Source organism: Diaphorobacter ruginosibacter, assembly GCF_040396215.1.
Taxonomy (GTDB): Bacteria; Pseudomonadota; Gammaproteobacteria; order Burkholderiales; family Burkholderiaceae_C; genus Diaphorobacter_A; species Diaphorobacter_A ruginosibacter_A.
Map to the genome: position 1 here is coordinate 1 of NZ_JBEBOW010000107.1, position 13,634 is coordinate 13,634.

10 protein-coding genes are annotated in these 13,634 nt (G+C 65.4%); 6 read left to right on the top strand and 4 right to left on the bottom strand.

What is annotated here, in order from left to right; genetic code table 11:
* Positions 1–43: 43 nt before the first annotated feature.
* The 4 genes from ABWP92_RS12940 to ABWP92_RS12955 are packed head-to-tail and all read right to left on the bottom strand — an operon-like array spanning position 44 to position 3,312.
* Positions 44–895 (bottom strand): MaoC family dehydratase, encoded by an 852-nt coding sequence (locus ABWP92_RS12940; RefSeq protein ID WP_353235799.1) that lies wholly within the window; start codon positions 893–895, stop codon positions 44–46.
* A gap of 29 nt (positions 896–924) precedes the next feature.
* A complete protein-coding gene (locus tag ABWP92_RS12945; RefSeq protein ID WP_353235800.1) occupies positions 925–2,058 on the bottom strand; it encodes a thiolase family protein in 1,134 nt (377 codons plus the stop codon).
* The gene (locus ABWP92_RS12950; protein ID WP_353235801.1) at positions 2,051–2,344 is read right to left on the bottom strand and encodes a PhlB family protein; all 294 of its coding nucleotides are present in this window, start codon (positions 2,342–2,344) and stop codon (positions 2,051–2,053) included. The genes ABWP92_RS12945 and ABWP92_RS12950 overlap by 8 nt, the downstream gene beginning before the upstream one ends.
* A gap of 14 nt (positions 2,345–2,358) precedes the next feature.
* Complete coding sequence (locus tag ABWP92_RS12955; protein ID WP_353235802.1) at positions 2,359–3,312, bottom strand: SDR family NAD(P)-dependent oxidoreductase; 954 nt, start codon at positions 3,310–3,312, stop codon at positions 2,359–2,361.
* Between the two features lie 282 nt (positions 3,313–3,594).
* Here ABWP92_RS12955 and ABWP92_RS12960 point away from each other — a divergent pair, with 282 nt between their 5' ends.
* From ABWP92_RS12960 to ABWP92_RS12985, 6 genes are all read left to right on the top strand, one after another.
* Positions 3,595–4,002 (top strand): LuxR C-terminal-related transcriptional regulator, encoded by a 408-nt coding sequence (locus ABWP92_RS12960; RefSeq protein WP_353235803.1) that lies wholly within the window; start codon positions 3,595–3,597, stop codon positions 4,000–4,002.
* Between the two features lie 830 nt (positions 4,003–4,832).
* Positions 4,833–6,206: an efflux RND transporter periplasmic adaptor subunit gene (locus ABWP92_RS12965; RefSeq protein ID WP_353235804.1), complete on the top strand. Its 1,374-nt coding sequence runs from the start codon at positions 4,833–4,835 to the stop codon at positions 6,204–6,206.
* A complete protein-coding gene (locus ABWP92_RS12970) occupies positions 6,203–8,170 on the top strand; it encodes a MacB family efflux pump subunit (RefSeq protein WP_353235805.1) in 1,968 nt (655 codons plus the stop codon). Before ABWP92_RS12965 ends, ABWP92_RS12970 begins: the two co-directional genes overlap by 4 nt.
* Before the next feature lie 30 nt (positions 8,171–8,200).
* Positions 8,201–9,604 carry an efflux transporter outer membrane subunit gene (locus ABWP92_RS12975; RefSeq protein ID WP_353235806.1) on the top strand — a complete coding sequence of 468 codons (1,404 nt, stop codon included), beginning with the start codon at positions 8,201–8,203 and terminating at the stop codon, positions 9,602–9,604.
* Between the two features lie 277 nt (positions 9,605–9,881).
* Entirely contained in the window at positions 9,882–11,828 is a 1,947-nt protein-coding gene (locus ABWP92_RS12980) for a filamentous hemagglutinin N-terminal domain-containing protein (protein WP_353235807.1), read from the top strand.
* Positions 11,829–11,835: 7 nt separating this feature from the next.
* Positions 11,836–13,530 (top strand): ShlB/FhaC/HecB family hemolysin secretion/activation protein, encoded by a 1,695-nt coding sequence (locus tag ABWP92_RS12985; RefSeq protein WP_353235808.1) that lies wholly within the window; start codon positions 11,836–11,838, stop codon positions 13,528–13,530.
* The last annotated feature ends 104 nt before the right edge of the window (positions 13,531–13,634 follow it).

A 13,634-nucleotide genomic window follows, 5' to 3' on the forward strand; every position in this document is an offset into this window, starting at 1 on the left:
CGCAAAGCCGCTGTCGCGGCGCGAGGAGATCGTAAACACGTTCTCAGGCGCTCCTGAGTTCACTGCGACCGTGGTCGAGCACCACCTGATTGCGTGCGGGCACGCTGCAGCGGAACGACACGACGGATTGATCGCGCCAAATGTCCACCTGCAACTCCTCGCCTGGGAAGACCGGGCTTGCGAATCGCGCATCGAACGTAGCCATGCGTGCCGGGTCTCCTTCGCAGACTGTCCTGACCAATGCCGTGCAGACCATGCCATAGGTGCACAGGCCATGCAGGATGGGCGCTGGAAAACCGGCCTTCTTGGCTACTTCCGGATCTGCATGCAGCGGATTCGCATCGTCATTGAGTCGATACAGCAGCGAGGCGTCTGGCCGGGTGGGCACTCGCACAGTCAGGTCGGGAGTCCGTTCGGGAACGGGGTGGGGGGCCGGCAACGTGCCGCCAGGCCCGCCGATTCCCCCATCGCGCCGCGCCAGAAGCACGGTGGTGGTGGTGAACACCGGCTCGCCGTCCGGTGTGCGGCCACGTGATTCGAACAGGACGACGGAGCCTTTTTCCGGGCCTTTGTCGATCACCTCGCTCACACCGGCATCGACGATCAATGTCCCCTCGGCGGGAATGGCCCGGTGCAATGTCAATCGCTGCTCGCCATGCAGCAAGCCGCGAAAATCAATACCGGACTCCGGCACGGGCACGCGCATGAGCACCGTGGCCATCGACGGAATGGTCCGCATCGGGCGGTGTTCATAGACGAAGGGCAGAATGGACTCCTCGATCCCCCCGGACGCCACTCCCACGCTGAGCGCGTAGAGAAAGCTGTCCTTGTGTGTATAGCTCACCTCCTGGTTGGGCCGCTGCAAATCCATGAGTTGCTGGTAGGTCACTGGCACGATGGTGTCTCCTGTGTTGATGGCAATGCTCAGTCGCGCACCAGCATTTGCACGATACAAACGGACCCGGAGCCGAGCAGATGGCACATGCCGACCCTGTCGCCGCCACGAAGACGGCGCACGGTCTCCCATATCTGCGCCAAGCCGGTAGGGCCACCGGGGTGGCCGCCCGCAAGCAGGCCCCCATTGGTGGAGAACTCCGGAAGTCCAAAGCGTTGGCGGGAACCGGGGCCGAAGGCTCCTTCGTCCACCAAAGCTTCCGTCTCGCCAGGCTTGGAGAAACCGAGCAGTTCGTAGTAGATGAATTCTTCCACCGCGAAGGCATCATGCACCTGTACGACGTCGACGTCCTTGGGCGTCAGGCCCGCCAATTGCAGCGCCTTGGCAGCAGTGATGCGGGACAACTCCGGCGGGCCGACGATGGCGCCCTCCAGAATCAGTTCGCGTGACCAACTGTCGCTGCCATAGGCGCTGGACGCAAGACGTATGCGCGGTTGCTTGTTTGCGCCGGGCCAGGCATCGTCGGCACACAGTACCGCAGCGGCTGCGCCTTCGCCCCACGGAGTGCACATCATCGACGTGAACGGATCGGCCACCATGCGGCTGCCCAGGACACGGTCGATGGTCACATCCTCCGGAGCCTGGCGTGCTGCGTAGGGATTGCTGCGTGCGTAGTTCCAGTTCTTGGCCGCCACCTTGGCAAGTTGCTCGCGGGTCGTTCCGCGCTCGTGCATGCGACGCTTGGCCCACAGCGCGAACGAGACAACGGGTGGGAAATTGCCTTCGCTGACGATGATCTCTTCCACCGGAACGGCGCGGGCGGGAGAGTCCATGCCGATGACCAGCACACGTTTGGCATCGCCACTCAGCACGGCCTGGCGTGCGCTGTGCATGGCGGCAAGTCCCGTGGCGGAAGCGTTGGTGACATGCTCGACCGGCACGCCCGTCAGCCCCAGTTCCTTGGCCACATAGATGCCACGAGGCGAAAGCGGGTGCGCGGTGCCAACGACGACGTAGTCGATGTCGGCGTAAGTCAGTCCTGCGTCATTGAGCGCATTGGTGGCCGCCAGGCGCGCAAGCTCCAGCCCCTTGCCCGGGCCATGGTTGGCGAAAGGCGCCATGCCGACGCCTGCAATCAATACCTTGTTTGTCGAATCATTCATGGCAAAACCTCGCTTGTCCCTTTTCATCCACGCTGTGCGCTACCACGCGCTCGCCAATGCGCTCGGTGCCGGGCGCAAGCAAGGTCTGGATGCGCGAGCCGCAGTCCAGATCCACGATGCCGTAGAGCTCGTTCTGAAATGTCGTGCAGGCAAAAAGCACGCCTTGGGCGGACACCGTCACCATTTCCGCTTCACGCAAAGAGCCATCGCCAACGAGCGGGCGAGGGGGGATGTAGGTCTGTTGCGTCACCGGATCGCGGGACGCCTTCAATTGGGCGACTGTCATGGGCTGGCCTGCTATCAGAAGTGGGTGATGACGTCGGACATCGGCGAGAACGCGCGATCCTGTCCCTTGAACAATTCAGGACCCGCGGCCTGCAGTTCGTCGAAGGTCCAGCGCTTGCTGTTGTTGCGCACCGTGGAGCCAACCTGCCACGAGTTGTAGCGGCGAACCACGTCACCCTCCACGCCGAACACCGCACCCGACGGAGCAGGGCAGCCACGCATGCCGAGCCAGAGCACAAAGGGAGCGACGTTGTCAGGATCGAAATAGTCGAAACCGTTGGCCATCTTCTTGTTGACCACCTCCACGGCGCCGGGGGAGTTGAGTGTCAGGCGAGTGCGCGCGCTCGGTGCGATCGCATAGCTGCGCACGCCATAGCGCTCGAACAGTTCCATGTGGGTGATGTGCGCCAGCATGGCAATGCCGCACTTGGCCGTGGCGTAGTTGGCCTGACCAGGTTGACCATGCAGGCCAGCGATGCTGGTGGTCTGGATCATTGCTGCATCCACCGGGCCGCCTTGCTGCTTGGCCTTGTCCTTCCAGTACGCGGCCGCATGGCGCGATGTGCAGAAGTGGCCGCGCAGGTGAACGCGAATCACGTCATCCCACTCTTCGATGCTCATGTTGGCGAACATGCGGTCACGCAGGATGCCCGCATTGTTGATGAGCACATCCATGCCGCCAAAGTGCTTGACGGCGGCCTCGATCAGGGCCTGCGCGCCGTCGTAGTCGGTGATGTCATGGGTATCGGCAATGGCTTCGCCGCCAGCGGCAATGATGTCTCGCACCACTTCGTCGGCAGGAGATTCGCCGGTGGACTCGCCCTGCAGCGTCTTGCCGATGTCGTTCACCACGATCTTTGCGCCGAGCCGGGCGGCTTCCCTGGCATAGGAAGCACCGAGGCCACGACCGGCTCCGGTGATCACGAAAACGCGCCCGTCGAGCGGCTTGTGGGTAGATGCAGAAGTCATCATAGATGTCACCTTTAAAAATGAATTCATATTCAATTATGTGAGTCCGAATTGGGCAAGTCAATCCTTTTTTCTGGAAAAAATTGGGCTCCATGAGAAGGGACGCATGCATCCGCCAGCACTCATGCAGAGCCTGTGCATCAGATGTGGCGGGTCCTAGGGCAATTGCTCATATGGCAGGCATTGACAACTCGAATCGGGCATCGTATCGTAAATATGAAATTGAATTCAATTTTTATAAATGGACTGTCTTGATGCAGACCAACACAATGGAGACAAGCTATGGAGACAGTTGCCATCTCTGGTGCCAGCGGTTTGGATTTGCTGGCCGGACACTCATTTCCGCAGTCGCAATTTCCCAATCCGGCTGACGCACTCCGCTCGCTCGACGTGGTGGAGTCCTGCCTCACCGCCATGACGGACTTGCCACGACGCGAGATGGAAGTGTGCGCACGTGTTCTCCTGTGCCAGACGGCACTTGGCATCTCGCTTTCGTTGGAGATCAGCGAGGAGAGCGTCAGAACCTATCGCACCCGTGCCTACAGGCGACTGGGACTTGGTGGTGTGCGCGAACTTTGGATGTGGTACCTGAACCTCTGGTACCTATGGCAACTGGACATGCGGGCCATGGGCTCCGCCAGCCGGACGCTCGGCGCCTGTGAGCCGACATTGTTTTCCACCCGCAATTGAAGCCGGCCGCCAGTGATCCGCCATGAACGGCGGTGATGCCATGGCATGTCAACCTTCCGCCGCCCGCAGGGACGGCCTATTGGCGTCTCCGTCGCGCGGAAGAAACCTGCTGCTTCTGTGAAGATGAGCTGGGAATGCCGCAAGCGCCTCCGGATGAACTGACCATCCAGGGCATGGGAGGCGAGTGCATGAGCGAAGCCTTAAAAACCGCCCGTGCGAAATGCGACGCATGGATTCAGGAAAAGCAAGTTTGCCGGGCATGCACGTAACCACGAAAGGCAGACAGACCATGACATCATTCCCAATGAGCCCGCCACGAAGCCGATACGCCAATGGGTGCGCATCAACGACCCGGAAGCAGCTGGGTTCAAGGCGGTCTACGGCTTTTCGGGACAACGAGGCGTGGGCCATCTCGAAGGCGTTCGCCACATGCCGGAAGACGTGAAGAGCAACCATTGATGATCCGTGCGCACCCCGCGATCACCTTGCAGCGGTTGCCCATGCCTTCCCACAACAACATACGGATTGGTGACCCCGGCGCGTCATGGCGTGATTCGCCGCAGCCTGTCTTGACAGAAGATTTACATTCGAAATAAGAAGCGTTTACGTACATGCGCCATCCTCGGGCGCCAATTCCTGTAGTCCAACCGTTCGCCGGAGCCACGTGGAAAGAGTCTTGCGGCATGCAGGCACCCATCTGGCGATGGATTCTTGCGCCGACTGCGAGATGTTCTGCCACGTCGTCCCGCTTTTTCGTGCCCTGTTCCATGACCGACGCCGCTTCTTCAAACTCACCCCCACCCCCCGGCCCGAGGCGTTCCCGCCGCTTCGTGTTTGCCGCCGTAGGCGCGGCCGCCGTCCTGGCGGTGGGAGGCGGCGCCTGGCGCTACTGGAGCGCTCATCGCGCCCCCAAGGTGGAATACATCCATGCAACCGTCCAGCGCACACAGTTCGAAGACCTGGTGAGCGCCACCGGGGCTTTGCAGCCGCGCGACTATGTGGACGTGGGCGCGCAAGTCTCCGGCCAGTTGCGCAAGCTGCTGGTAGAGGTGGGCAGCGAGGTGGCGGAAGGGCAGATGCTCGCCGAAATCGATGCGGAGCAGTCCGCCGCCAAGGTGGATGCGAGCCGCGCCAGCCTGCGTTCGCAGCGCGCGCAGCTGGTGCAGAACGAGGTGAACCTGAAGAAGGCCGAGCGCGACCTGGAGCGGCTGCGCAATTTGCTCAAGGACGACGCGACCACGCTGGAGCTGGTGCAGAACGCTGAGACCACCGTCGACCTGACGCGCGCGCAGATCAACACGCAGAAGGCGCAGATGGAGCAGACCCAGGCCAGCATGCGGGTCGATGAGTCCAACCTCAAGTACACCAGGATCTACGCGCCGATGGCGGGTACCGTGGTCAGCATCACCGCCAAGCAGGGCCAGACGCTGAACACCAATCAGGCTGCGCCGACGATCCTGCGCATCGCAGACCAATCGACGATGACGGTGCAGACGCAGGTCTCCGAGGCCGACGTGAGCAAGCTGCGCGTGGGCATGCCCGTGTACTTCACCACCCTTGGCAGCCAGGGGCGCAGGTGGTATGGCCAATTGAGCAAGATAGAGCCCACGCCCACCGTCACCAATAACGTGGTGCTGTACAACGCGCTGTTCGACGTGGACAACCATAACGGCGCGCTCATGGCGCAGATGACGGCGCAGGTGTTCTTCATCGTCGCGCAAGTGCAGGACGCGCTGGTGGTGCCGATGTCGGCGGTCACGCTGCAACGCCCGCAGGGCGGGCGGCGCGAGGGCGGTGCGGGCGCGGCGGCGCAACCGGCTTCCGCTGCTTCGGGCGCGGGCGGGCCTGCGCGCCGCGAACCGCGTGGCAGTGGTGATTCTTCCGGCATGGCGCGCGCCAGCGGGCAGCGTGCGCAAGGCCGCGCGGCGGGTCCGCGCTCCGGCGCCGCCGCGGCACCCGGCATGCCGCGCAAGGCGACGGTCAAGGTGGCCGCCGAGGACGGCACCATCACCGAGCGCGAGATCTCCATTGGCGTGAGCAACCGCGTGCAGGCGCAGGTTCTCTCGGGCCTGGAAGAGGGCGAGCGCGTGGTGGCTGGCGTCAAGCAGCCCGAATCCCAACGCCGCAGCGCCGCGATCCAGCAGCAAGGCCCGGGCGGCATGGGGCCGGGAATGGGCCCCGGTGCTGGAGGCTCCCGCCGGTGAACGCGCCATCCGCATCTCTTGCCGTTCCGCTCATCGAGCTGCGCGGCGTCACCAAGACCTATGGCGAGGGCGAGCTGGCGGTCGAAGTGCTGCATGGCGTCGATCTCGCGATCTATCCGGGCGAACTCGTCGCCATCATGGGCGCATCCGGCTCGGGCAAATCCACGCTCATGAACATTCTGGGCTGCCTTGACCGGCCCACGAGCGGCACCTACCGCTTCATGGGGCGCGACGTCTCCCAGCTCGGCCGCGACGAACTGGCCGAACTGCGGCGCGAGGCCTTCGGCTTCGTGTTCCAGAGCTACAACCTGATCGCCACGGGAACCGCCGCCGACAACGTCGAAGTGCCGGCGATCTACGCGGGCGCGACGCCGAATGAGCGGCGTGAGCGGGCCCATGAACTGCTCGGCATGCTGGGCCTGGCTGATCGCATGCATCACCGGCCCAGCCAGCTTTCGGGAGGACAGCAGCAGCGGGTTTCCATCGCGCGCGCGCTCATGAACGGCGGACGGGTGATTCTTGCCGATGAGCCCACGGGAGCGCTCGACAGCAGGAGCGGCGCGGACGTGATGCGCCTGCTCAAGGACTTGTCCGCCCAGGGGCACACGGTCATCCTTATCACCCATGCGCCCGAGGTGGCCCGGCACGCGCAACGCGTCATCGAGATCAGCGACGGCAACGTGCTGGCCGATCCGGGGCCCCGGATTCCGCCGCAAGCCCGGGACGCCGCGCAGCAATGGGCGCCGCGCGCGAGCGGCGGCGCGAGCCATCTGTCGGATGTGCTCGAGGCCACGAAGACGGCGTTGCGCGCGTTGCGGGCCAACATGTTCCGCTCCATCCTCACGCTGCTGGGCATCGTGATCGGCGTGGCTTCGGTCATCGCCATGCTGGCGATCGGCGATGGCGCCAAACAGGCGGTGATCGATCGCATCGGAGCGATGGGGTCGAACCTGCTGCTCGTGCGCCCCGGGGCGCCGAACCAGCGCGGCTTCAACAGCACCGCAACGCTGGTGCAGGCGGACGTGGCGGCCATCGACAAGGAGGTGCCCAACGTGCTGGCCGCCATACCCGAGCAGAGCAGCACGGTGACCCTGCGCTTTGGCGGGTCGGACTATTCCAGCAGCGCGACCGGCACTTCGGCCAAGTTCCCGATCGCCCGGCAATGGCAGGTGGCGCATGGCAGTTTCTTCAGCGAGGATGACGAAGCCGGCTACGCCACCGTCGCCGTGCTGGGGCAAACCGTTGCGAACGCGCTTTTCCAGAACGCAGAAAACCCCATCGGCCAGTTCGTGCTGGTCAACAACCTGATCTTCCAGGTGATTGGCGTGATGGCGCCGCGCGGCGCCTCGCCGACCGGGCAGGACCAGGACGACGTGGTGCTCGTGCCGTACGCAACCAGCCAGTTGCGCCTGTCCGGGCAGCGCTTTCTGCGCAACGTGACCGTGGCGGTGGCCGATACCGGCCGGATCGACGAGACGCAGGCGGCGGTGGAGTCCTTGCTCACCGAGCGCCATGGCATCGTGGACTTCCAGATCCGCAACATGGCATCGATCATCGAGACGGCCTCCGAAACGCAGAACACCATGACGATCCTGCTGGGGTCGATCGCGGCGATTTCGCTGCTGGTCGGCGGCATCGGCGTCATGAACATCATGCTGGTGAGCGTGACCGAGCGCACCCGCGAAATCGGGATACGCATGGCCACCGGAGCGCGCATGCGCAACATCCTCCAGCAGTTCCTGATCGAGGCGCTGGTCGTCTCGGCCATTGGGGGCGCTGTCGGGGTCGTCTGCGGGCTCGGGGCGGGAGCCATCATCCAGGCGTTCGGCACGCCGGTGCGGTTCTCGATATTGCCGGTGCTGCTGGCCTTTGGCTGCGCGTTCGCGACCGGGCTCATCTTCGGCTACCTGCCGGCCAAGAAAGCCGCCGGGCTCGATCCCGTGGTGGCCCTCGCTTCGGAATAAAACGGTTTCAGGATCATCATGCGCCATGCGTTGACCTCCCTTCCCCGCGGCGCGATCGCCGCCGCCATGCTCGTGCTGACCGGCTGCGCGGTGCACGAGCCGCGAACCAATGTGCAGATGCCGATGCCCGCATCATGGGCCGAGGCGGATGGCGCCTCCATCGCGCAAGCCGCAGTATCGCAGGATTGGTGGCGCGGCTTTGGTTCGACCTCGCTGGAAGCGCTCGTGCAGGAAGCGCTTCTTGGCAGCAGCGACCTGCGCATCGCCGCCGAGCGTGTGCGCCAGGCGGACATCGCGCTGCAAAGCGCAGGCACGGCGCAACTGCCGGGCGTATCGGCATCGGCGGGCAGCTCCGGCGCTCACCGGGAGGGATCGGGCACGAGCAAGTCCACGTCGCTCTCGCTCAGCGTGAGCTACGAAGTGGATCTGTGGGGCCGCATCGCCGCCGATATCGACGCCGCCCGCGCGCAGGCCGATGCGACGCGGCTGGATATGGAGACCGCCCGGATCACCTTGACCGCCTCGGTGGCGACGACGTATTTCCAGTTGCTCGCGCAACGCGAACGCATGGAGATCGCGCGCAATAGCCTGGCAACGGCCGAGCGGGTGCTGAAAGTTGTTCAGTCCAAGGCCCGCAACGGCGTGGCAACGCCCCTGGAAGTCTCCCAGCAGACGACGACGGTATTGCAGCAACGCACGGCCCTGGTGCCGCTGCAGGAGCAGCAGCGCCAGACGGCGACGGCCCTGGCCTTGCTGCTGGGCCGCACGGCGGTCAGCTTTCATGCGGGTGACGGAGAGACGCTGCAGCAGATGCGGATTCCCGTCGCAGAGCCGGGCCTGCCTTCGCAACTGCTGGCGCGCCGCCCGGATCTGAAGGCGGCCGAAGCCCGTCTGGCCGGAGCCGATGCGGATGTCGCGGCGGCGCGCGCGGCGCTGCTGCCCAGCTTCTCGCTGTCCGCCAGCGGCGGCGTCGGCAGCGCGGCCCTGCTGAGCCTGGCGGGCGGCACGGGCAGCGTTTCCCTTGCCGCATCGCTGGCGCAGACCCTGTTCGACGGGGGGCGCAGGAACCTGCAGATCGACCTGGCCCGTTCGCAGCGCGAGGTGCTGGTCGAAACCTATGCCGGCGCCGTGCGGCAGGCGCTCAAGGAAGTGCAGGACGGTCTTGGCAATGCCGACTCGGCGCACCGCCAGGAGATCATGCAAGGCGAGGTGGTGGAGCAGGCGCAGCGCTCGCTGGATCTTGCCGAGCGCCGGTACCGGGAAGGCGTGGACACGCTGCTGACCGTGCTCGAGGCGCAGCGCACGCTGTTTACCGCGCAGGATTCGCTCGTGCAACTGAGGCAGTCCCGCCTGACGGCTGCGGTGGACTTGTACCGCGTGCTCGGCGGCGGCTGGAGCGCGCAGCCCGCGCCGCCGCAGGCCGGACCGGCCTGAGCATTCCCTGGCGCCGCACGGGCGCCGCGCACGAACGCCTTCGCGCCACGGCTGCGCCCGCAATGCGAGGCTGGCGCAGGTTTTCAATGGTTTGTATTTACCGCCCCCTATGGCGGGATAGGTGTCTGCGCGTATCGATTTCATCAAGGCATCCAGGTGTGCTCTGCAACAAGAATGACCGGCTGATTTATTCACGTCGGAATTTCAAGCGGAGGCATCAAGAGAATGGCAGGCGTATGTGAGGGATTGCACGTAGATACGTGCGAGGGCGAGGGGCATGGCTGCTGACATCATGAAGCCGCTGTCCATCGCGGTGCTTGCGGCGCTTGCTCATGGCGCGATGGCGCAGAACGTCGTGACGGCGGTCGTGCCCAACGGCCAGACGGCGACGGCGGTCACCATGGACGATGCGGGGCGCGCCCACGTCAATCCGGCGGCGGCGCAGCATGGGGTGTCCTACAACAGCTTCAGCCAGTTCGACGTGGGCAGGCCGGGGCTGACTTTCGAGAACCAGGGCGTGAACGCCCGCACGATCGTGGGCGAGGTCTTTTCCGCGTCGCCGTCGCGGATCTCGGGAGAGATTGACGTCAATGGGCCGCGCGCCAACCTGATCCTGGCCAATCAGAACGGCATCAGCGTCAATGGCGGGAGCTTCGTGAACTTCGGCAGCGTCGCCCTGACGACAGGCGCGTTGACGCTGCGCGACGAGATACAAGGCTCCGGCCTCACCCAGCGGTACGTGGACGTCGCCACGGCGAGAGGCGGCATCGATATCGGCGAGCAGGGCCTGGCGGGCAACCTGATACGCCTGGAGATGATCGCCAAGGAGGTGGCGATCAACGGGCCGGTGACCAACGAGTTCACCTCGTCCACGGCGCTGGTGCGGGTGGTGGCCGGAGAATCCAGGGCGACGTTCGACACCGCCGCCTCGCCCGTGGACAACCTCACGCCGTGGGTGTACTACGAGGCGGGCGAAGCCAGCCGGTCCGATTTCGCCGTGAAGGTCGGCGCGGGCTCCCGGGTGACGTCCGGGCGGATCGAGATCCTGGTGACCGACAAGGGCGCGGGCGTGATGAACGAAGGCGAGCTCGTGGCCTCGGCGGGCGACTTCACGCTGTCCGCCACGGGTGACGTGCTGCAGCTGGGCGGCCAGATGCGCGCGCTCGGCTCGGTGAACATCCAGGCGGCCGACGTGGTGCTCCAGAACGGCGACGGCCGCGACAGCATCGTGTCCGCGGGCCAGCAGGTCAACATGCAGGCGTCCGGCTCGATCCGCAATATCGGCGGCGAGATCACGGGCGGCCAGCGCGTGAGCGACGAGAATCCTTTCGCCGTGCTGCTGAAGGCGGATGGCGATATCGAGAACCGCACGCCGATCGGCGCTGAAAAGACGGCGCTGATCTTCGGCCAGGGCGACTCCGTGCGTCTCGAGGCGGGCGGCGACATCACCTCGGCCAATGCCCGCATCATGAGCAACGGCGGGCTACAGGTGCAGGCGCAGGGCGCGGTCGTCAACGAGTCCGTGCATGTGCAGGGCGACGACGCCCAGGCCTGGGACGGCTCCAGCGTGTTCACGCGCAAAAGCGGCTACGAGACCGACATGGGCTCCCTGGCGGACCCCGCGAACCTCGGATATTGGGTTGCTCAGGGCGATATCGACATCCAGGCCGCGGAGTTCGCCAACCGGGGCGCGTTCATCTATTCCAACGAAGGCAGCATCGAGGCGCGGACGGCGGGCTCCTTCACCAACGAGGCACACGGCATAGGGCAGTACGGCTACAGCAAGCGCTGCGTCCTGTTCGTCTGCAAGACAACGGCGCACACCTCGGAGAGCCTGGTCGGCGGCCAGATCATGGCGGCCACGGACATCAAGGTGGACGCGGGCGGCACGGTGCTCAACTACGGCGGCACGATGTACGCGGGCCAGGGCATGGAGGTCACGGCGCCGCTGATCGTCGCCAGGGCCAAGCCGCTGCATACCGTGATCCTGCGGGACAAGGGACTGAAGGCGCTGTTCGGCGACACCTGGGCGCAGGTCTACGCAACGGACCAGGGCGGGGGCTTCACCGCGCAGCAGGGCAGCCTCATGCTGCGGGGCGTGGCCCAGCAGGACGGCGGATCATTCATCGCGTCGGAGGGCGTGGACGGCGACGTGACGGTCATCCGCGCGCCGCATCGCGATCCGGTGCGCATCGAGGATCACCTCGGCATTCTGTGGTGGTGAGGACTCGATGTACTTGCCACACCTGAAAAAAGCCCTGGGCGGCCTGGGCGTCACGTTGGCGCTCGCGCCGCTCGCGGCCGCGCAGACCCCGCCGATCAGGGACCCCAACGATCAATTCATGCGCGAGCAGCAGGAGCGCCTGCGCCGCGAACTGATCGAGCGATCCGCGCAGGGTGCGATCCAGCAGGAGGACGCGCCGCAGGCCTCCGCCGCCTCGGGCGAGGGGTTTCCCGCCGGGCTCGCGACGACCGGCCCGAGTTTCGAGATCCACGACATCGGGCTCGACGGCGACGCCGGCCTGCTGGCCGCGGCGCGCTTTCGGCTCATCGCGCATCCCTTCCTTGGACAGAAGCTGGCGGTGGAGCACATCAACGTGCTGCTCGAGCGCATCAACAAGGCGCTGATCGAGGCGGGCTACACCACTTCGCGCGCCTATGTGGGTGGGCAGAACCTGCAGGGCGGCGTGCTCACCGTCACCATCGTCGCCGGGCGCATCGAGAAGATTCTCCTGGACGGCCAGCCGGCGTCCGGCATCGGCGCGAGGCTCGCCATGCCCATGAAGGCTGGCGACATCCTCCGGCTGCAGGACATCGAGCAGGCCGTCGATCAGCTCAACCGCCTGCGCCGCAACAGCATGCAGGTGCTCATCAAGCCCGGCGAAGGCCATGGCGGCTCCATCGTCGAGTTCGCCAACAAGCGCGGCGACGCCCTGCACTACAACATCGGCGTCGACAACGGCGGCTCCACCGCGACCGGAACGGCCCGCGTGCAGATGGGCCTGGACGCGGGCGACGTCCTGGGCCTGATGGAGTCGATCAACATCGGGCTGACCACCAGCCAGGAGACCAACGCCATCCATGCGCTGCTCTCCGTGCCGTTCGGCTACTACACCGTCTCGGCCATGGCGTCCGTCTCCGAATACCAGAATCTCATCGCGGACACCGCGCTGGTGTATGGGCGCTCGCGGAACTATTCGCTCTCGCTCAACCGGCTGCTGTCGCGCGACCAGACCAGCAAGACGGCGCTGGACATTTCGCTGGCCCGCCGGGATTCCACGCGCGAGGTCAACAACTATCCGCTCCTGCCGCAGGCGCAGACCAGCGTGCGCGCGGGCCTCAACCGGCTGCAGCGGTTCGACACCGCATCCGGGCCCGCACAGTTCACCATCGATGCGGGCATCTCCAAGGGCATACGCGCGCTTGGCGCGGACCGTGATCCCGCCGACCTGCCCAAGGAAGCGGCGCGCTACCAGTTCAGCAAGCTCGATCTCACGGCAACGCTGGACCGGCCGCTGCCCCGGTCATGGATGTACCGCTCGAGACTGAACGCGCAGTGGAGCAGGCATCCGCTGTACTCCTCCGAGCAGTTGTTCGCGGGAGGCATGTCCAGCGTGCGCGCCTATCCCGAATCCTATCTGGGGGGCGACCGTGGCTGGGTCTGGCGCAACGAGTTCTCGTATCCCAGGGCGCAGCCTCTTTGGGACAACAGCGTGCGCTACGAGCCCTATCTGTTCGTGGACGCGGCGCGGCTGAACACGGTCTCCGATCGCCGCAGCAGGACCCTGGCGGGCGCTGGCGCGGGCGCCCGCGTGGTGTTCCAGCGCCTGTTCGGCGACGTTCAACTGGGCCGGGCGTTCCATTCGCCACAGGGCTGGCCGCGCCAGGGCTGGCGGCTGAACGCGAACGTGACGTACCAATTCTGAGAGCGGCTTCGGCTTCGGGCCGAAACCCTGGAGAGAGCCAAGAGAGAGTGCAGAGCGGCGGATGCGCCGCATCTGCAGATGAATCGTAGAAACAGGCAGGGCAG

Coding starts and splice junctions, on each gene's coding strand:
- ABWP92_RS12945 (WP_353235800.1), bottom strand. CDS start 2,058: ATGAATGATTCGACAAACAAGGTATTGATTGCAGGCGTCGGCATGGCG.
- ABWP92_RS12950 (WP_353235801.1), bottom strand. CDS start 2,344: ATGACAGTCGCCCAATTGAAGGCGTCCCGCGATCCGGTGACGCAACAG.
- ABWP92_RS12955 (WP_353235802.1), bottom strand. CDS start 3,312: ATGACTTCTGCATCTACCCACAAGCCGCTCGACGGGCGCGTTTTCGTG.
- ABWP92_RS12960 (WP_353235803.1), top strand. CDS start 3,595: ATGGAGACAGTTGCCATCTCTGGTGCCAGCGGTTTGGATTTGCTGGCC.
- ABWP92_RS12980 (WP_353235807.1), top strand. CDS start 9,882: ATGGCTGCTGACATCATGAAGCCGCTGTCCATCGCGGTGCTTGCGGCG.
- ABWP92_RS12985 (WP_353235808.1), top strand. CDS start 11,836: ATGTACTTGCCACACCTGAAAAAAGCCCTGGGCGGCCTGGGCGTCACG.